Below are 24634 nucleotides of genomic sequence, written 5' to 3' on the forward strand. Positions count from 1 at the left end.
GAGACACCGGGCGGTAGCCCTGGAAAAGCCAGCCGTTTGGCTTTCAAGTTTCGAACACACGGAGCTAGAAAATACCCGGAAGAGGGTCGTCTTGAAGAACCGGATAATCCTCTGGGGGTCGGTCAGCCTGGTCTTTGCAGCGCTCGTCGCCGCCGGTGGCTTCGTCTACTTCCACACATACTCCCCGGACCGTGTAAAATATCCGGTCAGAGGCATCGACGTTTCCCACCATCAGGGCGAAATCGACTGGCGGCGCGTTGCAGCCGACGATGTCGCCTTCGCCATCATCAAGGCGACCGAGGGTGGCGATCACGTCGATCGTGCCTTTGCCACCAATCTGCGTGAGGCTCGCGCGGCGGGGCTCGCCGTCGGCGCCTATCATTTCTTCACCTTCTGCCGGCCCGGCGCCGACCAGGCGAAGAATTTCATCTCGGTCGTGCCGCGGGATCAGCCCTTGCTGCCTCCGGTCGTCGATATCGAGTTCGGCGGCAACTGTCCGCAGCGTCCATCGCCCGAACAATTGAATGCCGAGCTCCAGGCTTTCCTCGGACCTGTCGAGACGGCGTTCGGCAAGACGGCGATCGTCTATCTGACCGATGAGGCCGAGGCCGCCTATGCCGGGCAGATCGCCGCGCGCCCGCTGTGGCTTCGCTCACTGCTGATGGAACCGGACCGCCACGACTGGATCTATTGGCAGTATCACAACAGGGGACGCGTGGATGGCATCCAGGGTGACGTCGACCTGAACGTTTTGCAGGGCGGGTCGGAGAAATTGGCGGCGCTGCTTGCATCGGCGCATTGAGGCCTTCCGGCCGAAGCGATCGGGATTGCGGGTCCGAATCGGTTTCTTCACAAGCCGGGCTATGCCGTTGCAAATAATGACGATCCGGCGCGCCGCTGGCATCGCCAAACTACCTTGGTTGCACGTCTTGCCATTGCTGAGCAGCGGCCGCTTCAAGCCGCGGCGGCCTGGGAAACCTCCGGCGCCAGCGTCACATTCGCATCGCCCCAAACTTTCAGGGCCGTTATGACCGGCTCCAGGCTTCTGCCGCGCGGGGTCAGGCTGTACTCCACCTTCGGCGGCACTTCCGGATAGATCTTGCGGGCAATCAGCCCATCGGCTTCCAGTTCGCGCAGCTGGTTGGTCAGCATGCGCTGCGTGCAGTTGGGAATGCGCCGGCGTATCTCGTTGAAGCGCAGCGTGCCCTCGAACAGATGGTAGAGCACGACGCCCTTCCACTTTCCGTCGATGTAGCGGAGCGTTCCCTCCACGGCGCAGCCGGGGCTGCAATCGAATCGCTCATGGCGAATGCGCGGCATGACGGTATCCTTTTCGACACTATGTGCTTTATATGTGCATTCTTGCGCTTGGCGCGCATAGTCCGCATCTCTGCCCCAGACAAAGCTCAACAGCAATCGCGGAGACAAAAATGCGCGCCGTCGGCTATCAGATCCCAGCTCCCATCACCGATGAGGCCTCCCTCGTCGATATCGACTTGCCCAAGCCGGAGCCGAAAGGCCGTCAACTGCTGGTCGAGGTGAAGGCGATCTCCGTCAATCCGGTCGACACCAAGATACGCCGAAGTGCCAGGCCCGAAGCAGGAACCTGGCGGGTGCTTGGTTGGGATGCCGCCGGTCGGGTCGCTGCAACGGGTCCGGACACCAGCCTGTTCAAGCTCGGTGACGACGTCTTCTATTCCGGTGCGCTCGCGCCGCAAGGCACCAATGCCGAATTCCACCTTGTCGATGAGCGCCTTGTCGGTCGCAAGCCTGGCTCGCTCGACTATGCGCAGGCTGCCGCGCTGCCGCTGACGGCCATCACTGCCTTCGAGGCGCTGTTCGACCGTCTTGACGTGAAGAAGCCTGTCATGGGCGCCGCGAATGCCATCGTCATCATCGGCGGCGCTGGCGGCGTCGGCTCGATTGCGGTGCAGCTTGCGCGCCAAATGACCGATCTGACGGTGATCGCCACCGCATCGAGGCCCGAGACACGCGAATGGGTGCTCGGGCTTGGTGCCCATCATGTCGTCGATCATTCCAGGCCGCTGGCCGCCGAAGTCGCCGCGCTGGGCATCGGCGCACCAGCCTTTGTGTTCTCGACAACCAACACCGACCGGCACCTGGCCGAGATTGCCGAATTGATCGCTCCGCAGGGCCGGTTCGGCTTGATCGACGATCCCCAGACGCTCGATATCAATCCGTTCAAGCGCAAGAGCGTTTCTGTCCATTGGGAGCTGATGTTCACGCGCTCGCTGTTCGAGACGCCGGACATGGCCGCGCAAGGCGAGCATCTCAACGAACTGTCACGCTTTGTTGACGCCGGCACCATCCGCACCACGCTGGGCGAAACATTCGGCCGTATCAACGCCGCCAATCTGAAGCGCGCCCATGCGCTGATCGAGACCGGCACCGCCAAGGGCAAGATCGTGCTGGAGGGGTTTTAGAGCAATTCCGGGAAAGGCGCGTAGCGCTTTCCCCTTTGGAATCGCGTCAAGAACAGCACGCCGTCATTTCCGCAGGAACGTCGCGATCTGGCTGAATACATTGACGAACATGGCTTCCGTCAAAACGCCGGTATTGGTGTTGTAGCGCGAGCAATGATAGCTCGAAAACAGCGTGATACCGCCGGCCTCCATCTGCCCGCCATGTCTAAACGGATAGGCGGCGACGCGCTCGCCCAGCGCGCGCACGGTCGACTGGTGCGCGATCGATCCCAGCGCCAGAACGGCGCGCAGGTTCGGAAAGCGGGCGATGGTCGGCACCAGGAATGTTCTGCACGTCGAAATCTCGGCACCGACCGGCTTGTTCTCCGGCGGCACGCAGCGCACCGCATTGGTGATGGCGGTGCCGACAAGCTCGAGCCCGTCATCGGGCCGTGCCTTGAATTCACCGCGTGCAAAACCGTGCGCGATCAGCGTCGAGTAGAGCAGGTCGCCGGCATAGTCGCCGGTGAAGGGGCGTCCGGTGCGGTTGGCGCCGCGCAGGCCGGGCGCCAGCCCGACGATCAGTAGCTGGACAGTGTCCTCGCCGCCCAGTGGCAGGAAGGTTGGCACCGGTGCGTTGAACCATGACGGCTCGCGCTGCCGCCATTCGGCAATGAAGTCATGCAGCCGCGGGCAGAGCGGGCAGTCGCGATCGGGTTCGGCACGGGAGAGGGCGATCAAGGCGACCGACCTCAGTAGTCGTCCTCTTCGACTTCAGCCGGTTCGGGCCGGCGCACCGGCCGTTCGGAGGGATCGCGGCCGACTTCGTTCTTCAGCGTCGTCAGGTCGATGAAGTGGTCCGCCTGGCGGCGCAGATCGTCCGAGATCATCGGCGGCTGGGAGGCCATGGTCGAGACGATCGATACCTTGCGGCCGCGCCGCTGCAGCGCCTCGACGAGCGTGCGGAAGTCGCCATCGCCCGAAAAGATGACATAGTGATCGACGACGTCGGCGAGTTCCAGCGCATCGACGGTGAGCTCGATGTCCATATTGCCTTTGATCTTGCGGCGGCCGGTCGAGTCGGTGAATTCCTTGGCTGGCTTCGTCACCACCTTGAAGCCGTTATAGTCGAGCCAGTCTATCAGCGGGCGGATCGAGGAGTATTCCTGATCCTCGACCAGCGCCGTGTAATAATAGGCGCGCAGGAGATAGCCGCGCTTCTGGAAGCTGGACAGCAGCTTGCGATAGTCGATGTCGAAGCCGAGCGCCCGCGACGTGGCGTAGAGATTGGCACCGTCGATGAACAGGGCGATTTTTTCACGAGGGTCGAACATGGAAAATAGTCCTTTTTCGAAAATGCGGTCGTCTAAACGAAATGCGGTAGCGACTATTGGTCAGGCTCATAATAAACCGGCTGACCCTGGCCATCCGAGATAACGCCAGTTTGGGGGCAATCCAAGGCGTGATGGGGCAGTGCAAGCAATTGTGATCGCTGCGCTGAACTGAGGGCGCGGTCCGGTTTTGCCAAATCCGGTGTCTGAACAGGGGATTGGGTGCCCAATGCTCCCGCCAATGCCATGATGCTTGTATTTTGGCGACGTTCGGGTTATGGACCGCGCCTGTTTTCCATTAAATCCAGGCATGAAAGGGGCAGTCCATGGCCCGCGTAACCGTTGAAGATTGCATCGACAAGGTCGACAACCGCTTCGAGCTGGTGCTTTTGGCCGGCCACCGTGCTCGCCAGATCAGCCAGGGCGCGCAGATCACCGTTCCTCGCGACAACGACAAGAACCCCGTCATCGCCTTGCGCGAGATCGCCGACGAGACGCTGTCGCCCGACGATCTCAAGGAAGACCTGATCCACTCGCTGCAGAAGCATGTCGAGGTCGACGAGCCCGAAGCCGATGGCGAGGTGATCGCCGATCAGACCGGTGGTGCCGTCGCGGCCGCCGAAACCGACGATGCCGAGGACAACATCACCTTCGATCGCATGACCGAGGAAGATCTGTTGGCCGGCATCGAAGGCCTTGTGCCGCCTGAGAAGAGTGACGATTACTGAGAGAGTTTTCTGGACCTGCGCGGAACACGCTTCCGGCACTTCCGTCTCGGCAGTTTCGTGGCTATCTATGACATGCGCCGTACAGCAGTGCGGCGCATGATTCATGTCATCGCCGAGAGATTCCGCCCATGATGCGTCAGTATGAGCTTGTCGAGCGCGTCCAGCGCTACAAGCCTGACGTCAACGAGGCATTGCTCAACAAGGCCTACGTCTATGCCATGCAGAAGCATGGCCACCAGAAGCGCGCTTCCGGCGACCCTTATTTCTCGCATCCGCTCGAAGTCGCCGCCATTCTCACTGAAATGCACATGGACGAGGCGACGATCGCCGTTGCCCTGCTGCACGACACCATCGAGGATACCACGGCGACGCGGGCCGAGATCGACGATCTGTTCGGTCCCGAAATGGGCAAGCTGGTCGAGGGCCTGACCAAGCTCAAGAAGCTTGATCTCGTGTCGAAGAAGGCGGAACAGGCGGAAAACCTGCGCAAGCTTCTGCTGGCGATTTCGGAAGATGTCCGCGTGCTGCTGGTCAAGCTTGCCGACCGGCTGCACAACATGCGCACCCTCGACCATATGCCCGAGGCCAAACGCCTGCGCATCGCCGAGGAGACGATGGACATTTACGCGCCGCTGGCCGGGCGCATGGGCATGCAAGGCATGCGCGAAGAGCTGGAGGAGATCGCCTTCCGCTTCATCAATCCGGAAGCCTACCGCGCCGTCACCGCGCGGCTTGCCGAGATCTTCGAGCGCAACAAGGGCGTGCTGACCGACATTGAAAAGGCGCTGTCGGCGCTGTTTGAAAAGCATGCCATCAACGCCAGCGTGAAGAGCCGACAGAAGAAGCCTTGGTCGGTGTTCCGCAAGATGGAGGCCAAGGCGCTGTCCTTCGAGCAACTGTCCGATATTTTCGGCTTCCGCGTCGTCGTGGATACGGTCGAGGACTGTTACCGGGCGCTTGGCGCCATCCACACCACATGGTCGATGGTGCCGGGGCGCTTCAAGGATTACATCTCGACGCCGAAGCAGAACGACTACCGTTCGATCCACACCACCATCGTCGGGCCGTCGCGCCAGCGCGTCGAATTGCAGATCCGCACCCGCGAGATGAACAAGATTGCCGAATACGGCGTCGCGGCCCATTCGATCTACAAGGACACCGGCGGCAAGACGAACGGCGCCGGCCACGCGATCTCGAAGGAGACCAATGCCTATGCCTGGCTGCGGCGCACCATCGAGCAACTCGCCGAGGGCGACAATCCCGAGGACTTTCTCGAAAACACGAAGCTGGAGCTGTTCCAGGATCAGGTGTTCTGCTTCACGCCGAAGGGTATGCTGATCGCCTTGCCGCGTGGCGCTACACCTATCGACTTCGCCTACGCCGTGCATACCGATGTCGGTGACACCTGCGTCGGTGCCAAGGTCAATGGCCGCATCATGCCGCTGATGACGGAGCTGAAGAACGGCGACGAGGTCGAGATCATCCGCTCCAAGGCGCAGGTGCCGCCGGCCGCGTGGGAATCGGTCGTCGTCACCGGCAAGGCGCGCGCCGCCATTCGTCGTGCCACCAAGAACGCCATCCGCAAACAGTATTCGGGCCTCGGCGCGCGCATTCTGGAGCGCGCCTTCGAGCGGGCCGGCAAGAATTTCACCAAGGAAAGCCTGAAGCCGGTTCTGCACCGGCTGGCGCGCAAGGACATCGAGGACGTGCTGGCCTCCGTCGGCCGTGGCGAATTGGCCTCCACCGACGTCATGAAGGCGGTCTTCCCCGACTACAAGGACGAGCGCGTCACGCCCGCGGCCCCCAAGCAGCGCGAGGAAGGTTGGTCGAAGATCCGCAACGCCGCCGGCATGCTGTTCCAGATTCCCGGCCGCGCGGCGCGCAAGGACAAGGACCAGCCACGCGACGGCGCCGTGCCGATCCGAGGCGTGCGCGGCGACCTGCCGGTGCGCTTTGCGCCGGAGGGTGCCGTGCCCGGCGACCGCATCGTCGGCATCGTCCAGCCGGGCACCGGCATCACCATCTATCCGATCCAGTCGCCGGCCCTGCAGGCCTTCGACGACCAGCCCGAGCGTTGGATCGACGTGCGCTGGGACATAGACGAGCGCACCAAGGAACGGTTCCCCGCGCGTGTCTCGGTCACCGCCATCAATGCACCGGGATCGCTCGCCGACATAGCCCAGGTCGTCGCGTCCAACGACGCCAACATTCATACGCTGTCGATGGTGCGCACCGCGCCCGACTTCACCGAAATGCTGATCGATCTCGAAGTCTGGGATCTGAAGCATCTCAACCGGCTGCTGTCGCAGCTCAAGGACAATTCCAGCGTCAGCGATGCACGGCGCGTGAACGGTTAAAACAATAGCTGCTGGGGGACCTGATGGACACCGATGAAGTGCTGGGCATTTTCCGCGAGGCTGGCGCTGTTCTGGAGGGGCATTTCATCCTGACGTCGGGCCTGCGCAGCCCGGTCTTCCTGCAGAAGGCGCGAGTGTTCATGCATGCCGACAAGACCGAACGGTTGTGCAACGCGCTGGCCGAGAAGATCCGCGCCGCGGTGCCGGGCAAGATAGACTATGTCGTCGGCCCGGCGATCGGCGGCCTGATCCCGGCCTACGAGACCTCGCGTCATCTCGGCGTGCCGGCGATCTGGGTCGAGCGGGAAGGGGGCGAGTTCCGCCTACGCCGTTTCGAGATCGCTCGGGGCGCGCGCGTCGTTATCGTCGAGGACATCGTCACCACCGGCCTGTCGATCCGCGAAACCATCGAGTGCCTGCGCGACCTTGGCGCCGAGGTGGTGGCCGCGGCCTGCATCATCGACCGTTCGGCCGGGAAGACCCATGTCGGCGTGCCGCTGATCGCACTCGCCGAATACGAGGTTCCGGCCTATCCGCCGGATCGGCTGCCGCCGGAGCTTGCCGCGATACCCCCGGTCAAGCCCGGCAGCCGCAATATCTGAAGAGGAGGTCGAAATGATCGTTGGCATCGATCATTTCGTGTTGACGGTGGCCTCGCTCGAGGCGACCTGCGCCTTTTACCAGCGCGTGCTGGGCTTTGGGCGCATCGATGCGCCGGGGCGGCCGACGGCGCTGGCTTTTGGCGGCCAGAAGATCAATGTCCATGAGATCAGCCGCACTTTCGAGCCCAAGGCGAAGTCGCCGACGCCGGGCTCAGGCGATTTCTGTCTGATCACCGAACAGCCGCTCGACGAAATCCTTGCCCGTCTCGAAGCCAATGGCGTTGTGCTCGAATTGGGACCGGTCGAACGCATCGGGGCACGGGGGCCGATGATGTCCGTCTATTTTCGCGACCCGGATGGCAATCTTGTCGAGGTCAGCCGATACCTGCGGTAGTATCTCAGGCATTCGACTGCGGCAAAAGCCGAAGGCACTTCTCAAATTCGCCGTGATTGTCCGGTTGGAAGCGTGAACCTTACCAAGAATTATGGCGGTGCGGCCGCCGTGCAGGCGGCCTTCGGTTGTTGTCGGGGTTACGTATCGCTATATCAAGGTTGCGATTGCCTTTCAGTGGCCGCAAAGCGCAAGATGTGGCGGTTGAAGCCCGGCTGGAGACAGCTGGCATGTAAGCTGTAAAGTATCGGGAATAGGAAGAGAGTGCTTTTTCGTCGCCGCAAGCCTGATGGTCTCCTGGAGCGGGTGCGCACCTATCTGTGGCCGCGCCGTTCGTTCTCGCGCTCGCTGCAATATTTTTCCAAGCGCATCCTGCGCCTGAAGGCCACGCCGCATGCGGTGGCCGCCGGGGTGGCGGCTGGTGTCTTCGCCTCGTTCTTTCCCGTGGGCTTCCATTTCATCATTGCCGCCGTTCTGTGTTGGGTTATCGCCGGCAATCTGGTGGCGGCGGCGCTCGGCGCTGTCTTCTTTGGCAATCCGCTGACTTTTCCCATTCTTTGGGGCGCTTCCTGGGAAACCGGCAAGCTCATCCTGCACGATCGTCTTCCGGCGCATGGCCCACCGGCTCATCTGGGCGAGATGATGCACAAGCTTTCCTTCGCGAAACTGTGGCATCCCGTTCTGGAGCCCATGCTGATCGGCGCGGTACCGCTCGGGCTGGTGTTCGGCCTCCTGTTCTACGGTATCACGCGCTGGGGCATGAATGTCTTCCGCGAGCAAAGGCGCAAGCGGCTGGCAGAGCGCGCAAGCCGCCGTGAGCAGTCGGCCCATCCCGGGGCAGGCATCGGTTCAGCCGCCCGATGATCATCGGCATCGGCAGCGATCTGATCGATATCAGGCGCATCGAGAAATCGCTGGAGCGTCATGGTCAACGCTTCGTCCAGAGAATCTACACCGAGGTCGAACAGGCGCGTTCGGAGAGCCGCGGCGCCCGCGCAGCCTCCTACGCTAAGCGCTTCGCCGCCAAGGAGGCTTGCGCCAAGGCGCTGGGTACCGGTCTGGCGCAAGGCGTCTTCTGGCGCGACATGGGCGTCGTCAACCTGCCCAGCGGCGCGCCGACGATGGCGCTGACGGGCGGAGCGCTGGCGCGGCTGCAAAAGATACTGCCCCGAGGCCATAGGGCAGCGATCCACCTCACCATCACGGATGATTTCCCGCTCGCTCAAGCCTTTGTGATCATCGAGGCGTTGCCCGTCGAAGAAGCGCCACATTGATTGCATCTGACGTCCGGCATTGACGTTGCCCAGCGCGCGCCGAGACTCTATACATCCAACGCACAATCGAGGACGACATGAGCGTGGCTGAAAAATCCCAGAAGAAATCCGGCGGGCTTGGCGAAACCGTCAGCGTCATCGTCCAGGCGCTCTTGCTCGCGCTCGTCATCCGCACGCTCTTGTTTCAGCCCTTTTCGATCCCGTCGGGATCAATGCGGCCGACGCTTCTGGAAGGCGACTATCTGTTCGTCACCAAATGGTCCTACGGCTATTCGCGCTATTCGTTGCCTTTCGGCCCCGATCTCTTCTCGGGCCGTATTTGGGGCTCCGAGCCCAAGCGCGGCGATGTGGTGGTGTTCAAGTTCCCGCCGGATCCGTCCGTCGATTACATCAAGCGCGTTGTCGGCTTGCCTGGTGACAAGATCCAGATGAAGGATGGCCAGCTGTTCATCAACGGCGTCGGCGTGCCGCGCGTGAAGACCGGCCAGATCGACAATCCCGATATCACCGAAATGCCTCAGCCGATCGACGTCTACAGGGAAACCCTGCCCAACGGCGTCAGCTACGACACGCTCGACCTCAATCCGAATTCGATCGGCGACAACACGCGTGAATTCGACGTGCCGCCCGGTCACTATTTCATGATGGGCGACAACAGGGACAATTCCGCCGATAGCCGTTTCACCGTCGGCTACGTTCCCGCCGAGAACCTGGTTGGCCGTGCCAACCTCGTCTTCTTCTCGATCGCCGGCAAGGCAAGCCCTCTCGAAATCTGGAAATGGCCGTCGCTGATGCGCGTTTCGCGCCTGTTCCATTTCGTCAATTAGGGATGGCAGCGGCGAAGCGGATGACCGCCGATGCGCTCGCCGAAGCGCTTGTGGAACGCACGGGCCATGCCTTTGCCGACCGCCAGCGTCTGCAGCGCGCGCTCACCCATGCCAGTGCCCGGGGCGCCAATGCCGGCACGGACTATGAGCGTTTCGAATTTCTCGGCGATCGGGTTCTTGGTCTGGTCGTTGCCGACATGCTGCTGGCTGCTTTTCCCGATGCGGCGGAAGGCGAGTTGTCATTGCGGCTCAATGCGCTGGTCAACGCCGAGGCACTTTCCGAGATCGCCGAGCATATCGGGTTGCCGGACCTCATCCGCGCTGGATCCGATGTGCGCGGGCTCGAGGGCCGCAAGCGCGTCAATCTGCGCGCCGACGCACTGGAATCGCTGATCGCCGTGCTCTATCTCGACGGTGGCCTGGAGGCGGCGCGCGCTTTCATCCACAAATACTGGCAGCCGCGTTCGCAGGCTTCGGGCGCCGCGCGCCGCGACGCCAAGACCGAATTGCAGGAATGGGCGCATCAGGCGGCGAATGCCGTCCCGGCTTACAACATCGACAGCCGCGAGGGGCCGGACCACGATCCGTTGTTCACTGTCAGCGTCAGGGTCGGTGCATTTCAGCCGGCGACAGGCAGCGGCCGTTCCAAGCGTGAAGCGGAGCAGGCGGCCGCGGCTGCCCTTCTGCTGCGCGAAGGTGTATGGAACGCAGCATGACTGATATTGAAACTGCTGAAGCCCCCGCCACGCATTCCGGATTTGTCGCTCTGATCGGCGCGCCCAATGCGGGCAAGTCGACGCTGGTCAACCAATTGGTCGGCGCCAAGGTGTCGATCGTTACGCACAAGGTGCAGACGACACGCGCCATCGTTCGTGGCATCGCCACGCATGACAACGCCCAGATCGTCTTCGTGGACACGCCGGGTATCTTCAAGCCGAAGCGGCGCCTCGATACGGCGATGGTGACCACCGCGTGGGGCGGCGCCAAGGATGCCGACATCGTTCTGCTGCTGATCGACGCCGAGCGCGGCATCAGGGGCGATGCCGACGCCATCCTCGAACGCCTGAAGGACGTGCGCCAGCCGATGGCGCTGATCCTCAACAAGGTCGACCGGGTCAAGCATGAGACGCTCCTGGCCCTGTCCGCGGCCGCGAACGACAAAGTGCCTTTCAAGCGCACCTTCATGGTCTCCGCACTGACCGGCTCCGGTTGCAAGGATCTGCTCGACTATCTGGCGCAGGCGCTGCCGGCCGGCCCCTGGTATTATCCGGAAGACCAAATCTCGGATCTGCCGATGCGCCAGCTGGCGGCCGAGATCACCCGCGAAAAACTCTATCTCAGGCTGCATCAGGAACTGCCCTATTCCTCGCATATCGAGACCGAGAAATGGGAAGAAAAACCGGACGGCTCGGTGCGCATCGACCAGACCATTTATGTGGAGCGCGACAGCCAGAAGAAGATCGTGCTTGGTCACAAGGGCGAAACCATCCGTGCCATCGGCCAGGCGGCACGCATGGAGATTGCAAGCATCCTCGAACAGAAGGTGCACCTCTTCCTGTTCGTCAAGGTGCGCGAGAACTGGGGTGACGATCCCGAGCGCTACCGCGAGATGGGTCTCGAATTCCCGCACTAGCGGCCCATGGATAGCAGGCTCATCATCGATACGGCTCTGGTCCGCCGGCTGGTCGTCACGCAATTCCCCTTGTGGAAGGGTCTTGCAGTCAGGCCCGTTGAACTTGGCGGATGGGACAACAGGACCTTTCATCTTGGCGACGAGATGACCGTGCGGCTGCCCTAGCCGCCACCTGGCACGGGGCACCGGTCTGGTTCCATGGCGATGTCAGCTGGGGCGACCTGCTTGTCGAAAAGGATCGTTTGAGCGCGGTGATCGACTTCGGCACGTCGGGTGTCGGCGATCCGTCCTGCGACCTGGCGATCGTCTGGACCTTGTTTGAGGGCGAGAGCAGGGAGGTTTTCCGCACCGGTCTTGCCGTCGATGAGCCGACCTGGGCACGCGGGCGTGGCTGGGCGCTGTGGAAGGCGCTGATCACGGTCGCTGGCCGCATAGACAATCTGGTTGAGATCGAAAAATCCTGGCGTGTCATCGACGCGGTGCTGGCCGATCTCAGCCACCGGACGTGACGTGATTCCTCGAATCGTCCTTGTTTCCGCTCGCCTGTGTTTGCCGCGTTGGGTTTGAGAAAGCGATCCCACACCGGCGCACGATGAGCAGGCTGCTGTCCTAATCGAGAGCACTGCAGCCCCACGCCGGCGTGTTTCGACCGGCTCGGCGAGATTTTGGCCGATCTGGCAGAGCATTGGAATTTCCTCGCAATACCGCTGAGCGGAGGATGCTGCCCCGGATATGCCGCACGCAAAATTGCGGTTACTTTTCCCGAAAAATATCGAAAATATCATCATTTGACTGCAAATTCGAAATATATTGTGCTGAAATCATAGTTAGCCGAGAAACTATCTGAATATATATTAAATATATGACGTTGTGCCATTTGTGCCAATTGCGATGTAATCTAGTGTTATTTGTGCAACACGGCATTAATCTGTTCAAAGAATCGACGTTATTTCCAAAACCGTCATTGAAGGCGGAGGATTGATGGGTATGTTCGCCGCGAAAAGGGGACGCGGTGCGCGCCTTTTCGTTGTGGGGGTGAGGCGGGAAAACATATCCGCCAGCCACAAATCCGAAGCCATTTAAACTATGACTGGAGAGGTCAGAAAATGAACATCAAGAGCCTCCTTCTCGGCTCAGCCGCGGCCCTGATCGCGGTTTCCGGCGCTCGCGCCGCGGACGCGGTTGTCGTCGCCGAACCGGAACCGGCCGAATACGTCAAGATCTGCGACGTCTACGGCGCCGGCTACTTCTACATCCCGGGCACCGAGACCTGCCTGCGCATCGGCGGCTATATCCGCTATGACGCCGGTTTTGGTGATGTCGGCTCGTTGGACGGCGCTCGCGCCACTGATGTCCGCGACGGTAGCCAGCAGGGAACCTGGTTGAAAAACACTCGCTTCAATTTGAAGACGTGGACCGGCCAGGAAACCGAGCTTGGCACGTTGAAGACCTACACTGAAACCCGCTTTAATTTCGGCAACACTTCAAAAAGCGGCATTGCAAGCTACAATCAATATACTGAAAGCTACAATGCAGGCGCTGCCAACAAGAGTGTTACCCTGAATTTCGCCTGGATACAGCTTGGTGGTCTACGCGTCGGTAAGGATGAAACCCCTTATGATTCGTTCATCGGCTACGCTGGTAACGTCGTGCAGGATACGATCATAAAATATGGTATTAAAGACACCAACCTGATCAGCTACTACTTTGACATCGGCAACGGCTTCTCGGCCGTAGCTTCGCTGGAAGAAGGTTCCGGCACAACAGAGACCATCGACAGCTACGTTCCGCATGTTGTCGGCGGTGTGAAGTACAAGGGCGATTGGGGTGCGATCACCGCGGTTGGCGCCTACAACAGCAACTGGGAAGAATGGGCAGGCAAGGCCCGTCTTGACCTGAAGGCGACGGCGGATCTGACCTTGTTCGCAATGGTTGGTTACGGCACCGACGACAACGTTGCCAAGAGCTTCTACAAGCCTTGGAATGGAAACTTCGCGGTCTGGGGCGGTGGCACCTACACGGTGAACAAGAAGGTCGCACTCAACGCACAGGTCTCCTACACCGATGCCAGCGACTTCGCGGTGGCGGCCAACGTGGCTTACACGATCGTCCCGGGCTACACGATCACCGCCGAAGTCGATTATTACGACAATTTCGACAAGAACAACTCAGACGCGATCGGTGGCATTTTCCGCTTCCAGCGTTCATTCTAACAGATCGACCGATCGTCATCGAACCGCCCGTGGCACACCGCTACGGGCGGTTTTTTGCGCCGAGTCCCGCTCACGATCTGCCCAGGCGCCAGGCCCATACCTTGATTTCGCCACCCGATCGGTGAAAAGCTCTGGGCATGGAATGGCGCGATGAGGGAATCATTCTCGGCACCCGCAAGCATGGCGAAACCAGCGCCATTCTCGAGGTGATGACACGCGCGCATGGCCGTTATCTCGGCCTCGTTCGCGGTGGCCGTTCGCGAAAGCAGCAGCCTGTTCTCCAACCCGGCAATCGCGTCGATCTCTTATGGCGGGCGCGCCTTGACGAACATCTCGGTACGTTCCAGGTCGAGGCGATCGAAATGAACGCCGCCCGGCTGATGGACAGCGCCGTCGCCGTCTACGGGCTGCAGACCATGGCCACGCATCTGCGCCTGTTGCCCGAGCGTGACGCCCATGGCGGCCTTTACGAAGCGCTCGCCGTCATGATCGCCCATCTCGACGATGCCGATGCCGCCGGAGAGTTGGTAGCGCGCTTCGAGCTTCTGATCCTTGATGAACTCGGCTTCGGCCTCGATCTCAGCCAATGCGCCGCCACCGGCTCGCGGCAGGACCTTGCCTATGTCTCGCCGAAGTCGGGCCGCGCGGTGTCGCGCGACGCCGGCGCGCCCTGGCGCGACAAGATGCTGGTGCTGCCGGCGTTTCTGCAGCGCGGCTCCGGCTTGCGTGCGGATCCGGCGGCGGTCGAGGATGCCTTCCGGCTGACCGGGTTTTTCTTCACGCGCCACGTCTACGAGCCGCGTGCCATCGAACAGCCCGATGCCCGCGCCGGCTTTCTCGCCGCCTTGCGCAAGCACCATGCGACGCGCAAGACCATTGCCGGAGACAATGCAGCATGACCGAAGTCGAACTGTATCCGGGCCGGGTCTCGCCGCTCGGCCTCGGCACAATTCCTCACGTCGACATCCTGAAATACACTGGCCTGGAACTGCTGCAGCGCATCATCGACGGCGGATATCCGGCGCCGCCAATTTCCTTTCAGTTGAATTTCGCCCTTTCCGAAGTGTCGGAGGGGCGGGCGGTTTTTCGCGGCATGCCGAGCGAGCGTCACCTCAACCCGCTGGGCAGCGTGCATGGCGGCTGGGCGGCGACGCTGCTCGATTCGGCATTGGGCTGCGCCGTGCAGACATTGCTTGAAAAAGGCGAGGCCTATTCGACGGCGGAGTTCAAGGTGAATCTCACGCGGCCGATCACGCCCAGGACCGGCGAGGTGGTCTGCGAAGGCAAGGTGGTCCACAAGGGCCGCACGCTAGCCGTATCGGAAGCGACGCTGAAGGATGCCGGCGGCAAGCTGCTGGCAATCGGCACGGAGACATGTTCGATATTTCCAGCCGCCAATCTGGCGGCACGTTGAGTTTCCAGCCGTCTGGCCGCCGTATTTGAATGTCAGTGAGATGAAAAGTCAGTGAAAACTGGCCTGGTTTGGGGGAACCGCCATGTTTGAGAGCCTGATCGGCCTTGTCGCCATCATCGCCTTGTTCGTCATCATTTCACGCCAGCAGAACCGCATCGGTCTGATCGAGCGCGAGCTTGGCGCGCTGCGTAGCCTTGTCCTTTCAGGCGTTATGCCGCCGGTGGCCAAGCCGCCCGAGCAGGCCGCGACCGATGGCGGGGCGGACACCGGGCCGGTGGCTGCAGCGGCGGCTGATATCGCCTCGTCAGCGGCAAGCGAGCCGGCGGTGGCGGAGACGCCGACTCCAGAGACACCGACCACGGAGACCGAATCCCCACCGGGCGAGATCCTGTCCGGCCCCTGGTCCGCGGGCGAGGCTCCGAAGGCAGCTGAACCTGTCGAGCCGGCCGTGGCGGCAAAGGCTCCCGGCAAGCCGGATATCGAGACGGCGCTCGGCACACGCTGGGCCGTCTGGGTCGGCGGCATCGCGCTGGCACTGGGTGGCCTGTTCCTGATCCGCTACACGATCGAGGCCGGCATTTTCGGCCCTGGCGTGCGTCTCACCATGGCAGCGGTGCTCGGCTTGGTGCTGGTCGCCGGCGGCGAGTTCATTCGCCGCACCGGCTTCAAGGTGCCGGTGCAAGGTGTTGCGGGCGCTTATATTCCGGCGATCCTGACGGCGGCCGGTGCCTTCATCCTGTTCGGCACCGTCTATGCCGCCCACGGCATTTACGGCTTCATCGGCCCGGCGCTCGCCTTTACGCTGCTCGGTGCCATCGGCGTTGCCACCATCGCGGCGGCTCTCGTCCATGGCCAGGCTCTGGCCGGCATCGGCCTTGTCGGCGCCATGGTGACGCCGGTGCTGATCGCCTCCCAGGCACCCAATCCCTGGGCGCTGTTCGGCTATCTCGCCATAGTGCTCGCCGCCACCGGCGTCATTGCTCGCCTGCGCGACTGGAAAGCGCTGATGGCGGCCGTCTTTTTCGGCACCGGCATCTGGACCATCCTCTACATGACCGATGCGCCGGGCGTGAACCTGTCCGCAATCCTGTTCATCGACGCCGTCACGCTGGCCATCCTCGCTTTTGTCTGGCTTGGCGGCCATCGCGACGAAACCGGCAGGGCCTTTGACTGGCCGTCCATCGTGCCTGGTCTGTTCGTTGCCTTCTCGGCGCTGGGCCTGTCGGTCGACCCGGCCTTCGCCGCTGCGGGCTATGCCTTCCCAGGCGCCGCGATCCTCGCGGCGATGGTGGCCGTTGCGCTCTATCGTGCGCCGGCCCTGCCGCTGCTTTACGCCTCGGGGCTGGCGACTGCACTGATCTATCTCGGCATCATCCCGCCAACCTCGATCGCGTCCGATTTTTCGGCCGGCGCTTTCGGCGTCGATGGCTTGCCCTTGGCCACGGCCAATGGTCTGACCTTGCGCATTGGCATTGCACTGGGCCTGGTCTTCATCGGCGCGGGCTTGTGGGCCGCCCGCAAGTTCGCGGCATCGTCCTGGTTGCGGTCCGCCTCTTGGGCTGCATCGGGTGTCATCGTGCCGCTGGTCATCCTGCTGGCGCTCTGGTTCACCTTCGGGAACCTCGACCGTGACTTTGTCCATGCCGCCGTTGCGGCCCTGCTGGTCGTGGTCTTCGCCGCCGGCGGCGAATGGATCGCGCGCGCCGAGGACCCGCCGCTCAAGGGCGGCATGGCGGTGTCGTTTGCCTTGGGCGGCGCGGCGATCGCCGGCCTCTTGATGCTGCATATGGCTTTCGATTCCGGCTGGACCACCATTCTGCTCGGTGCCGCGGCCATCGTCCCTGCGCTGGCAACGCGCTGGCGTTCTTATCCTGTGCTCGGCTGGATTTCGGTTGGCGCCGTGATAGCGGTGCTTGGCCGTGTCGCCTTCGATCCGACGATCGTCGGCGCCGAATTCCTGTCGACGACGCCGGTGTTCAACTGGCTGCTGCCGGGATATGGCGTACCGGCGCTCGCCTTTGGCTTCGCCGCCTGGCAGCTTGCCGGCACCACCAATGGCCGGCCGCGCCTCGCCATGGAGGCGGCCGCGGCGCTGTTTGCGCTGCTAACAGTCGCCATGCTGGTGCGTCACGCCATGCATGGCGGCGTCATCGACACGGGCGCGATGACGCTCGCCGAACAGGCGATCTACACGCTGATCGCCATCGGCGCTGGCGCCATCCTGGTAGCCATCGACATGCGCTCGCCAAGTTCGGTGCTGCGCCATGGTTCGATGGCCGCCGGCGTGGTTTCGGTCGCCCTCATCGTCATCCGGCATTTCGTGGTGCTGAACCCATTATTCACTGACGAATCGACAGGCCGGATCCCGGTCTTCAACCTGTTGTTCCTCGCTTATCTGCTGCCAGCGGTCGCCGCCGGCGGCCTGGCGCTCTATAGCAGGGGCAAACGGCCGAGATGGTATTCGGCAATGCTGGCACTGGTGGCGGCAGTGCTTGCCTTCGCCTATGCCACGTTCTCGGTGAGGCGTCTGTTCAAGGGCGAGTTCATCGGCTTGTGGAGCGGCCTCGGCCAGCTGGAAACCTACACCTATTCGGCGCTCTGGCTGGTGATCGGCGTGGCATTGCTCACAGCCGGCGTCTGGCTGAAGTCACAGGTGCTTCGCATTGCCTCCGCCGTGCTGATCGCGGTTGCGGTGCTGAAGGTCTTCCTCTTCGACATGTCGGAGTTGGAAGGCGTGCTCAGGGCGCTGTCCTTCATAGGCCTTGGCGCCGTGCTGATCGGCATCGGCCTGTTTTACCAGCGGCTGCTGACCAGGGCTGCGAAGGAGACGATACCGGTCGCGGAGCAATGACGGCACGGCGCTCAACCAGCCGGGAATAATCCGGCACTCGCCAGCGTTATCTCATTGCTTGGGTGACCAGGGCGGCGGACCGCTTCGCGCTGGCCGCTTGCGCCACGCCGGAAAGGCGCGTTCAATCGGGATTAACAAAGGGCGACCTCAGAACCAGCGGTCATGGACGAAAAGAAGGCAGCAATCCTTGGCGAAATACCGCGCCTGCGCCGCTACGCACGCTCGCTTTTGCGCGACCGCGATTCTGCCGACGATCTCGTTCAGGACTGTCTCGAGCGCGCACTCATGCGGCTCGACAACTGGCAGACGGGAGAAAGCCCCAGGAGGTGGCTGTTTACGATCATGCATCATTTGTTCATCGACCAGATGCGCAAGGTGAACCGTCGCGGCGAAGCGGCGATGCTTCCACTGGAGGCGGGCGAGGCGGTTGCCCAGCCGGCCGAACAGTTGGAGGGCATTGCCTCGCGCGAGATCATCGACGCGCTGCAGGCGATCAGCCCCGATCGCCGCGCGGCCCTTGTCATGGTTGCCATCGAAGGGTTTTCCTATGCCGAGGCCGCCAATATTCTGGGCGTGCCCGCCGGCACGCTGATGTCGCGCATTGCACGCGGGCGTGAGGAATTGCGCGGATTGCTGGATGACACGGCACGCCGGCGCGCGATAAGGATCGTCGAGAAATGATCCGCCGCGATTTTTCCGAACGTGACATCCATATGGCGCTCGATGGCGAACTGCCGGCCGACGAGCGTACCGATTACGATGCCTGGCTTGATGCCAATCCCGAGATGAAGGCCAGAAGCGCCCGCTTCACAGCCGACCGGGAGGCTTTGCGCTCGGCCTTTGCCGGTGTGCTGGATGAGCCTGTTCCCGCGCGCTTGCGCAAGATGGTGCTCGGCGAAGCGCCTGTTAGAACGGCGATACCACGCTCGCGCTGGTGGCTTGCCGCGGCTGCGGCCGTGCTTCTGGCCATGGGCGGATTTGGCGGCTACTTTGCCGGCATTGACGGCATCGGACAGGAGAATCCCGCCGAGGATCGGCTGGCCGAACAAGCGATCGCCGCCCATGTCATCTACGCTGCCGAGAAGCGGCATGCGGTGGAAGTGCCGGCCAGCGACAAGGATCATTTGCAGACCTGGCTGTCCAACCGGGTCGGGCTGAAGCTGGTGGCGCCGGACTTGAGCGCGAACGGCTTTCAACTGATCGGCGGCCGGTTGCTGCCTGCTGGCGAAAGCAAGGCCGCGATGCTGCTCTACGAGGACGACAAGGGCGAGCGCATATCCCTCTTCGTCACGGCCGAGGCGACGGAGAATGCCAAGGGCACCTACGCTTCGGCGCAGGATGGCCCGCAGGCTGTCTACTGGCTGGACAAGGGCTATGGCTGCGCCGTCGTCGGTTCGCTGCCGCGCGAGCAATTGGCGGTCGTGGCCAAGAGTGCCTATGGCCAGCTTCTGGCAGGCCTGGCAAGCTGAGTTGGCCGCGATCATCCGCCGCCGGCGACCTGTAAAAAAAGCGATTCTGTTCAAAGCCCGCGAGCTTTCTTGCCGCCACGGAACCTGTCACAATTCGGCCCTAATCAAGGAGCGATAGCGCTTGATGAATACCGGCGCTTCGGCTGGTGTTTGCGACGCTTTTGACTGGGGCCGTTTCCGCAACGCAATCGAGGTTTTCTCAAGTCGCATGCCTGCCGAAATCCGCACGGCCCGCGCCTCTGACGTCGATGATCTCGCCGCCATCGAGAAAGCCGTTTTTTCGAGCGATCGCATTTCCCGCCGGTCTTTCCGCCTGTTCATCGAGCGCGAGACCGCGGAGACGCTGGTCGCCGAAGTCGATGGCCGCGTCGCCGGCTATGCGATCGTGCTGTTTCGCAAGGGCAGTGGGGTGGCCCGGCTCTATTCCGTCGCCGTCGGACCGTTTTTTGGCGCGCTCGGCATCGGGCGCCAGCTGCTGTCGGCCGCGGAGGAGGCCGCCTTCGAGCACGACCGTATGATGCTGCGTCTTGAAGTGCGCGAGGACAACGGCCGGGCCATCCGCATCTATGAGCAGGCCGGTTACCGCAAGATCGGCCGCGAGCCCGGTTACTACGAGGACGGCGCGACGGCGCTTCGCTATGAAAAGACATTGCGCGGCGACCTTCCTGTCGCCACCAGGGTGCCATTCTATCAGCAGACCTGCGAGTTCACCTGCGGCCCATGCTGCCTGATGATGGCAATGGCCAATTTCGACCGCGACTTCGTGCCCGATCCGGTGATGGAAATCCGCCTCTGGCGCGAGGCGACCACTGTCTTCATGATGTCCGGACCGGGCGGTTGCGAGCCGTTCGGCCTGGCTGTGTCGGGGTACGAGAGCGGGCTCGCGGCGGAGATTTTCGTTTCCTTCTACGGCGCGCTGTTCCTGCAGTCGGTGCGCAGCGAGGAGAAGCGCCGGGTGATGGAACTGGCCCAGGTCGACTTTCGCCGCCGCGCGGAACTTTACGGCATCCCGGTGAATTACCGCTCGTTCGCCATCGATGATATCCGCACCGCGATATCAGAGGGAAAGCTGGTGCTGGTGCTGATCAGCGGCTTCCTGATGTTCGGCAAGAAGGTGCCCCACTGGGTGCTGGCCATCGGCGATGACGGCGATCACATTCTGATCCACGATCCCTGGGTCGAGGACGAAAGGCAGGAAACCATCCTTGATGCCGCCAACATTCCGGTGCCCTACGACATCTTCATGAACATGGCGCAGTTCGGCCGCGACGGACTGCGTGCCGCCATCACTCTGGGGAAGCGCGATACACAATGACCTGGGTCATTCTTACCGGCCGGCAGAGCGATCTCGACCAGGTGGCGACACCGCACAAGATCATCACCAACCGCGATTACCTCGCGCATCCCTCGCTGTTTCGGGGCCAGCGGCCGAAGGTCATCAATCTATCGAACAATTATGGCTACCAGAGCCGCGGCTACTATGCCTCGCTGCTGGCGAGCTCGCGCGGCCACAAGGTTATCCCGACCGTTGAGACGATGATCGACCTGTCGGAGCGCAAGCTCTACGAACATGCGCTGCCCGAACTGGAACTGGCGCTCAACAAATGTCGCAAGGATCTCGGCGGCGCCTTTCCCGCCAAGGTCTGCATCTTCTTCGGCATCGGCCCGTCAAAGGTCTGGGACCGCTTTGCCAAGCTCCTGTTCGACTGGTTCCGGGCACCGGCCCTGGAGGTCCACATCAAGGACAGCGCCGAATGGGCCTCGATCCGCAAGATCGGCTTTCATCCGCTGGCGCGCATGACAGAGGACGAGGAAAAGAGCTTCATCCAGTGTCTGGAGACCTACACCAACCGCGAATGGCGCGACACCAAGGGGCGCACGCCGGCGCGCTACACCTTCGCCACGTTGGTCGATCCGCACGAGGAATTGCCGCCATCGGAAATTTCGTCGCTGCGCTACTGGGCCAAGATCGCCGAAAAGATGGGAGTCGAAATCGAGCCCATCACCAGGAAGGATCTCGCCAAGCTGGCGAACTACGACGCGCTGTTCATCCGCGAGACCACGTCGATCTCCAACCACACCTATCGCTTCGCCCGCCGCGCCCAGCAGGAAGGCATGCCGGTCATCGACGATCCGCTGTCGATGATCCGTTGCACCAACAAGGTCTATCTCAACGAGTTGATGTCCTACAACAAGGTGCCGGTGCCGCCGACGGTGATGATCGCCGGCACCTCGGATCTTGAACTCGCGGCGCAGACGCTGGGCTTCCCGCTGGTGCTGAAGATTCCGGATTCGTCCTTCTCGCGCGGCGTCAAGAAATGCGCCAACTTCGAGGAGCTGAAGACGCTCGCCACGGAATGGCTGGAGGATTCCGATCTTCTCATAGCGCAGAAATTCATTCCCACCGAATATGACTGGCGCGTCGGCGTGCTCGGCGGCCAGCCGCTGTTTGCCGTGCACTATCTGATGGCCAAGAAGCACTGGCAGATCGTCAACCACAAGGCCAGCGGCAAGCCCGACCAAGGCGGCATCAAGACCTTCACGCTGAAGGAGACGCCCACCCATGTCGTCGAGACGGCGGTGAAGGCGGCACGCTGCATCGGTGACGGCCTCTACGGCGTCGACCTCAAGGAGACCAAGGACGGCGTCTTCGTCATCGAGGTCAACGATAATCCCAATCTCGACCATGGCTGGGAGGATTCCGGCGAAAAGGACGAGGTCTGGATCCGGCTGACGCAGTGGTTTCTGGAAAGGCTCGACCGGCCGGGGCGGCAATAGTTCGACCCGAGCAACTCGCCGTTTCACGGAAACGGCGAGTTGCTCTATCTATTTGTTTTGAAGCAATTCCGGACGGAAAACCGCTTCACACTTTTCCTGAAATTGCTCTAGGGGGAAACATGCAGTTCATCGTGATCGAGGATTTCACCGGCTGCGATCGCAAGGACATTTACCGCCGCTTTCGCGACCGGGGCCGTCTGAAGCCGGAGGAGCTTGTCGTGCACCACAGCTGGATCGCGGCGGATATGAGCCGCTGCTTCCTGCTCGTCGAGGCCGATGACGTCACGCTCCTGCAGCGCTGGGTCGTCGAATGGGCTGATCTGGTCGAATTCGAGATCGTTCCCGTGGCCACCAGCAAGGACATGGTGGTGGCCTTGAGCGGACACCTGTGACCATCGTGTATCGGTTCAACGCAGCGCCGGTGAGCCCACCATGCGCTGGCATTCCTTGATCAGCCAGTCGCGGAACGCCGCCACGACATCGCGTCTGGCGCTGCGCTCCGGTATAGTCAGGCAATATGGCTGGCGTAGCGCGATTGCCCTGGCTGCCGGCCTTATCAGCCTGCCGTCTTCCACCGCTTCGGCACAATAGACCCCTTGTGCCAGTGCCACGCCCAGTCCCGAAATGGCGAGGTCGAGCGCGGCACGAGACGAGTTGGCCGACAGGCCGCGCTGCGCTGCCCGGCCAGGTTGGACACCGGCCGCCTCGAACCAGTTGCGCCAGGACGGAAACGATGCGCCGGTCGGACCCCAGTCGGTGTGGATCAGCGGCAGCGCTGCAAGAGGATTGTCGCCGGCGTTGATCGCGCTGGAAAGCGATGGTGCGCAGACGGGATAGACGGCGTCCCGGGCGATGTCCTCGGTCGGGTGATCGCGATAGTGCGGACCGTAAGAAAGCCTGATGTCGATCAACTCGCGGTCGAACGGCACCGGGTCGTCGTCACCGCGCAGCGATATATCGGCGGCGCCATGGCTTGCGACAAAACCGTACAGACGCTGCGAAAGCCAGCCCATGGCCATGGATGGCGGCACCGAGACCACCAGGCGTGGGCGAAATGCGTCGCCGCCCAGTTCGCGCGAGACGCTACCGATTTCCTGGAAGGCCATGGTCAGGCGCGGCAGCATCTCCACGCCGGCCTCTGTGAGGACCACTTTGCGGTTGACCCGATGAAACAGCCTGCGGCCCATCTGCTCCTCGACGGTGCGGATAAGCTGGCTGACGGCGGCGGCCGAAACCGAAAGCTCCTCCGCCGCCGCGGCAAAGCTGCCCGTGCGCGCCGCGGCCTCGAAAGCCTGAAGCCCTTTGAGGGATGGAGATGTGACCATGATCGCCATATAGATAAGGTAGGCTTATCCAAATCGCAGGAATCGTCGCTTTTGGAAAGCTTTTTCAACGGCTAGGGTGAGCCTCGTCAAATTGCCAGTCTGGATCAAGCCGATGGACCATCGCGACATAATCGCGTCACTAACCCCGGAAGAACGCAGCCGCCTGACCGCCAAGTCCGACGCCGCGGGTCTCGCTCAGCTCTTCGCTCACTGGGGTGCGATTGCGATCATTGGATCGCTGATCGCCGCGAAAGTGCCATTCTGGCCGTTGCTGATGCTGCCGCAAGGCATCCTCATCGTGTTCCTGTTCACACTGCTGCACGAGACGGTTCATCGCACCGCGTTCGAGACGCAGTGGCTGAACGATGCCGTGGCGCGGGTGTGCAGCCTGGCGCTTGCATTGCCGGCCGACTGGTTCCGCTATTTCCATTTCGCCCATCACCGCTTCACCCAGGATCCCGAGAACGACCCGGAACTGGCCTTTCCCAAGCCGGAAACGCTGCGGCAGTATCTCGTGCATGTCTCCGGCATTCCGCTGTGGTGGGGCCATCTCAAGACGCTCTACGCCAATGCGGCCGGCGGCAGCCAGGAAAGCTATGTGCCGCCGAAAGGTCGACCCAAGGTTAGCGCCGAGGCGCGCGCCATGATTGTCTTCTACGCCGTGCTTATTCTGCTTGCCGTCTATTTCCAGCTCTCCGTGCTCCTTTATGTCTGGATCATTCCGGCTCTGCTCGGTCAGCCGTTTCTGCGCCTCTATCTCCTGGCCGAGCACGGCCGCTGTCCGTTCGTCGCCAACATGCTGGAGAACACAAGAACCACGCTGACCAATTGGGTGGTGCGCAAGCTCGCCTGGAACATGCCGTTCCACGCCGAGCATCACGCCTATCCCGGTGTGCCATTTCATCAATTGCCGCAATTTCACGCGCTGATCGAGCGGTATCTCAAGGTGGTAGAGCCCGGCTATGTCAGCTTCCACGAGAAATATTTGGAAACGCTAAGCTGACCTTGCGCGGACGCC

The 24634-nt window shown here is 62.2% G+C and carries 25 protein-coding genes and 1 pseudogene; 22 read left to right on the forward strand and 4 right to left on the reverse strand.

Translation table 11 applies throughout. From position 1 onward, the window contains the following. Window positions 1-91: 91 nt before the first annotated feature. Window positions 92-802, forward strand: coding sequence for a glycoside hydrolase family 25 protein (locus AC07SZ_RS01660; protein WP_056563461.1), 711 nt, complete (start codon window positions 92-94; stop codon window positions 800-802). A gap of 152 nt (window positions 803-954) precedes the next feature. Here the strand turns inward: AC07SZ_RS01660 and AC07SZ_RS01665 are convergent, their stop codons facing one another. Beyond that, a complete protein-coding gene (locus AC07SZ_RS01665) occupies window positions 955-1320 on the reverse strand; it encodes a winged helix-turn-helix transcriptional regulator (protein ID WP_171883321.1) in 366 nt (121 codons plus the stop codon). Window positions 1321-1430: 110 nt separating this feature from the next. On the opposite strand from AC07SZ_RS01665, the gene AC07SZ_RS01670 reads away from it, so the two are divergent. After that, the gene (locus tag AC07SZ_RS01670; protein ID WP_065004967.1) at window positions 1431-2444 is read left to right on the forward strand and encodes a zinc-binding alcohol dehydrogenase family protein; all 1014 of its coding nucleotides are present in this window, start codon (window positions 1431-1433) and stop codon (window positions 2442-2444) included. A gap of 63 nt (window positions 2445-2507) precedes the next feature. On the opposite strand, the gene AC07SZ_RS01675 is transcribed toward AC07SZ_RS01670, so the two are convergent. Together AC07SZ_RS01675 and AC07SZ_RS01680 are read right to left on the reverse strand one after the other, a co-directional pair. After that, window positions 2508-3164, reverse strand: coding sequence for a uracil-DNA glycosylase (locus tag AC07SZ_RS01675; RefSeq protein WP_056563455.1), 657 nt, complete (start codon window positions 3162-3164; stop codon window positions 2508-2510). An 11-nt stretch (window positions 3165-3175) separates the two neighbouring features. Continuing rightward, window positions 3176-3757, reverse strand: coding sequence for a LabA-like NYN domain-containing protein (locus tag AC07SZ_RS01680; RefSeq protein WP_056563452.1), 582 nt, complete (start codon window positions 3755-3757; stop codon window positions 3176-3178). A gap of 323 nt (window positions 3758-4080) precedes the next feature. Between AC07SZ_RS01680 and rpoZ the strand changes: the two genes are divergently transcribed. The 19 genes and pseudogenes from rpoZ (at window position 4081) to AC07SZ_RS01775 (ending at window position 22683) form a co-directional block, all read left to right on the forward strand. Then, window positions 4081-4482, forward strand: a complete 402-nt coding sequence (gene rpoZ / locus AC07SZ_RS01685) for a DNA-directed RNA polymerase subunit omega (protein ID WP_056563448.1) — start codon at window positions 4081-4083, stop codon at window positions 4480-4482. 128 nt (window positions 4483-4610) lie between these two features. Next, window positions 4611-6839, forward strand: coding sequence for a RelA/SpoT family protein (locus tag AC07SZ_RS01690; protein ID WP_056563445.1), 2229 nt, complete (start codon window positions 4611-4613; stop codon window positions 6837-6839). A gap of 23 nt (window positions 6840-6862) precedes the next feature. Further along, window positions 6863-7441, forward strand: coding sequence for an orotate phosphoribosyltransferase (pyrE, locus tag AC07SZ_RS01695; protein ID WP_494913082.1), 579 nt, complete (start codon window positions 6863-6865; stop codon window positions 7439-7441). A gap of 13 nt (window positions 7442-7454) precedes the next feature. Further along, complete coding sequence (locus AC07SZ_RS01700; RefSeq protein WP_056563438.1) at window positions 7455-7835, forward strand: VOC family protein; 381 nt, start codon at window positions 7455-7457, stop codon at window positions 7833-7835. A 261-nt stretch (window positions 7836-8096) separates the two neighbouring features. Beyond that, window positions 8097-8696: a DUF2062 domain-containing protein gene (locus tag AC07SZ_RS01705; protein ID WP_056563435.1), complete on the forward strand. Its 600-nt coding sequence runs from the start codon at window positions 8097-8099 to the stop codon at window positions 8694-8696. Next, window positions 8693-9106 carry a holo-ACP synthase gene (gene acpS, locus AC07SZ_RS01710; protein WP_056563432.1) on the forward strand — a complete coding sequence of 138 codons (414 nt, stop codon included), beginning with the start codon at window positions 8693-8695 and terminating at the stop codon, window positions 9104-9106. The genes AC07SZ_RS01705 and acpS overlap by 4 nt, the downstream gene beginning before the upstream one ends. 77 nt (window positions 9107-9183) lie before the next feature. Continuing rightward, window positions 9184-9933, forward strand: a complete 750-nt coding sequence (gene lepB, locus AC07SZ_RS01715; RefSeq protein ID WP_056563428.1) for a signal peptidase I — start codon at window positions 9184-9186, stop codon at window positions 9931-9933. A 2-nt stretch (window positions 9934-9935) separates the two neighbouring features. Next, on the forward strand, window positions 9936-10649 hold the full coding sequence (rnc, locus tag AC07SZ_RS01720) for a ribonuclease III (protein ID WP_056563425.1): 714 nt from the start codon (window positions 9936-9938) through the stop codon (window positions 10647-10649). Continuing rightward, window positions 10634-11566, forward strand: a complete 933-nt coding sequence (era, locus tag AC07SZ_RS01725) for a GTPase Era (RefSeq protein WP_494913083.1) — start codon at window positions 10634-10636, stop codon at window positions 11564-11566. Before rnc ends, era begins: the two co-directional genes overlap by 16 nt. Before the next feature lie 6 nt (window positions 11567-11572). Next, window positions 11573-12075 (forward strand): annotated as a pseudogene (locus tag AC07SZ_RS01730) (phosphotransferase). Window positions 12076-12672: 597 nt separating this feature from the next. After that, window positions 12673-13779 carry a porin gene (locus tag AC07SZ_RS01735; protein WP_140768530.1) on the forward strand — a complete coding sequence of 369 codons (1107 nt, stop codon included), beginning with the start codon at window positions 12673-12675 and terminating at the stop codon, window positions 13777-13779. 137 nt (window positions 13780-13916) lie between these two features. After that, on the forward strand, window positions 13917-14678 hold the full coding sequence (gene recO, locus AC07SZ_RS01740; RefSeq protein WP_056563417.1) for a DNA repair protein RecO: 762 nt from the start codon (window positions 13917-13919) through the stop codon (window positions 14676-14678). After that, window positions 14675-15193 carry a PaaI family thioesterase gene (locus AC07SZ_RS01745; RefSeq protein ID WP_494913084.1) on the forward strand — a complete coding sequence of 173 codons (519 nt, stop codon included), beginning with the start codon at window positions 14675-14677 and terminating at the stop codon, window positions 15191-15193. Before recO ends, AC07SZ_RS01745 begins: the two co-directional genes overlap by 4 nt. A gap of 82 nt (window positions 15194-15275) precedes the next feature. Further along, window positions 15276-18044: a DUF2339 domain-containing protein gene (locus AC07SZ_RS01750; protein ID WP_494913085.1), complete on the forward strand. Its 2769-nt coding sequence runs from the start codon at window positions 15276-15278 to the stop codon at window positions 18042-18044. A 162-nt stretch (window positions 18045-18206) separates the two neighbouring features. Continuing rightward, the gene (locus tag AC07SZ_RS01755; RefSeq protein ID WP_056563409.1) at window positions 18207-18725 is read left to right on the forward strand and encodes an RNA polymerase sigma factor; all 519 of its coding nucleotides are present in this window, start codon (window positions 18207-18209) and stop codon (window positions 18723-18725) included. After that, window positions 18722-19513: an anti-sigma factor family protein gene (locus tag AC07SZ_RS01760; RefSeq protein WP_056563406.1), complete on the forward strand. Its 792-nt coding sequence runs from the start codon at window positions 18722-18724 to the stop codon at window positions 19511-19513. Before AC07SZ_RS01755 ends, AC07SZ_RS01760 begins: the two co-directional genes overlap by 4 nt. 208 nt (window positions 19514-19721) lie before the next feature. Then, entirely contained in the window at window positions 19722-20828 is a 1107-nt protein-coding gene (locus AC07SZ_RS01765) for a peptidase C39 family protein (RefSeq protein ID WP_056565568.1), read from the forward strand. Continuing rightward, complete coding sequence (locus AC07SZ_RS01770) at window positions 20825-22291, forward strand: RimK family ATP-grasp domain-containing protein (RefSeq protein WP_056563403.1); 1467 nt, start codon at window positions 20825-20827, stop codon at window positions 22289-22291. Before AC07SZ_RS01765 ends, AC07SZ_RS01770 begins: the two co-directional genes overlap by 4 nt. 119 nt (window positions 22292-22410) lie before the next feature. Beyond that, entirely contained in the window at window positions 22411-22683 is a 273-nt protein-coding gene (locus AC07SZ_RS01775) for a DUF3303 domain-containing protein (protein WP_056563399.1), read from the forward strand. Between the two features lie 15 nt (window positions 22684-22698). Here AC07SZ_RS01775 and AC07SZ_RS01780 read toward each other — a convergent pair whose 3' ends face one another. Next, a complete protein-coding gene (locus AC07SZ_RS01780) occupies window positions 22699-23616 on the reverse strand; it encodes a LysR substrate-binding domain-containing protein (RefSeq protein WP_172374127.1) in 918 nt (305 codons plus the stop codon). 112 nt (window positions 23617-23728) lie between these two features. Between AC07SZ_RS01780 and AC07SZ_RS01785 the strand changes: the two genes are divergently transcribed. Next, on the forward strand, window positions 23729-24619 hold the full coding sequence (locus AC07SZ_RS01785; RefSeq protein WP_172374126.1) for a fatty acid desaturase family protein: 891 nt from the start codon (window positions 23729-23731) through the stop codon (window positions 24617-24619). Window positions 24620-24634 lie beyond the last annotated feature (15 nt).

It is taken from the genome of Mesorhizobium sp. GW821-FHT07A06 (assembly GCF_059419085.1).

What these genes read in the sequence shown, in the direction of transcription:
- AC07SZ_RS01665 (WP_171883321.1), bottom strand. Translation starts at nt 1,320, where the DNA reads ATGCCGCGCATTCGCCATGAGCGATTCGATTGCAGCCCCGGCTGCGCC.
- AC07SZ_RS01670 (WP_065004967.1), top strand. Translation starts at nt 1,431, where the DNA reads ATGCGCGCCGTCGGCTATCAGATCCCAGCTCCCATCACCGATGAGGCC.
- AC07SZ_RS01680 (WP_056563452.1), bottom strand. Translation starts at nt 3,757, where the DNA reads ATGTTCGACCCTCGTGAAAAAATCGCCCTGTTCATCGACGGTGCCAAT.
- rpoZ (WP_056563448.1), top strand. Translation starts at nt 4,081, where the DNA reads ATGGCCCGCGTAACCGTTGAAGATTGCATCGACAAGGTCGACAACCGC.
- AC07SZ_RS01690 (WP_056563445.1), top strand. Translation starts at nt 4,611, where the DNA reads ATGATGCGTCAGTATGAGCTTGTCGAGCGCGTCCAGCGCTACAAGCCT.
- pyrE (WP_494913082.1), top strand. Translation starts at nt 6,863, where the DNA reads ATGGACACCGATGAAGTGCTGGGCATTTTCCGCGAGGCTGGCGCTGTT.
- AC07SZ_RS01700 (WP_056563438.1), top strand. Translation starts at nt 7,455, where the DNA reads ATGATCGTTGGCATCGATCATTTCGTGTTGACGGTGGCCTCGCTCGAG.
- acpS (WP_056563432.1), top strand. Translation starts at nt 8,693, where the DNA reads ATGATCATCGGCATCGGCAGCGATCTGATCGATATCAGGCGCATCGAG.
- lepB (WP_056563428.1), top strand. Translation starts at nt 9,184, where the DNA reads ATGAGCGTGGCTGAAAAATCCCAGAAGAAATCCGGCGGGCTTGGCGAA.
- rnc (WP_056563425.1), top strand. Translation starts at nt 9,936, where the DNA reads ATGGCAGCGGCGAAGCGGATGACCGCCGATGCGCTCGCCGAAGCGCTT.
- era (WP_494913083.1), top strand. Translation starts at nt 10,634, where the DNA reads ATGGAACGCAGCATGACTGATATTGAAACTGCTGAAGCCCCCGCCACG.
- AC07SZ_RS01735 (WP_140768530.1), top strand. Translation starts at nt 12,673, where the DNA reads ATGAACATCAAGAGCCTCCTTCTCGGCTCAGCCGCGGCCCTGATCGCG.
- recO (WP_056563417.1), top strand. Translation starts at nt 13,917, where the DNA reads ATGGAATGGCGCGATGAGGGAATCATTCTCGGCACCCGCAAGCATGGC.
- AC07SZ_RS01745 (WP_494913084.1), top strand. Translation starts at nt 14,675, where the DNA reads ATGACCGAAGTCGAACTGTATCCGGGCCGGGTCTCGCCGCTCGGCCTC.
- AC07SZ_RS01750 (WP_494913085.1), top strand. Translation starts at nt 15,276, where the DNA reads ATGTTTGAGAGCCTGATCGGCCTTGTCGCCATCATCGCCTTGTTCGTC.
- AC07SZ_RS01755 (WP_056563409.1), top strand. Translation starts at nt 18,207, where the DNA reads ATGGACGAAAAGAAGGCAGCAATCCTTGGCGAAATACCGCGCCTGCGC.
- AC07SZ_RS01760 (WP_056563406.1), top strand. Translation starts at nt 18,722, where the DNA reads ATGATCCGCCGCGATTTTTCCGAACGTGACATCCATATGGCGCTCGAT.
- AC07SZ_RS01765 (WP_056565568.1), top strand. Translation starts at nt 19,722, where the DNA reads ATGCCTGCCGAAATCCGCACGGCCCGCGCCTCTGACGTCGATGATCTC.
- AC07SZ_RS01770 (WP_056563403.1), top strand. Translation starts at nt 20,825, where the DNA reads ATGACCTGGGTCATTCTTACCGGCCGGCAGAGCGATCTCGACCAGGTG.
- AC07SZ_RS01775 (WP_056563399.1), top strand. Translation starts at nt 22,411, where the DNA reads ATGCAGTTCATCGTGATCGAGGATTTCACCGGCTGCGATCGCAAGGAC.
- AC07SZ_RS01780 (WP_172374127.1), bottom strand. Translation starts at nt 23,616, where the DNA reads ATGGTCACATCTCCATCCCTCAAAGGGCTTCAGGCTTTCGAGGCCGCG.
- AC07SZ_RS01785 (WP_172374126.1), top strand. Translation starts at nt 23,729, where the DNA reads ATGGACCATCGCGACATAATCGCGTCACTAACCCCGGAAGAACGCAGC.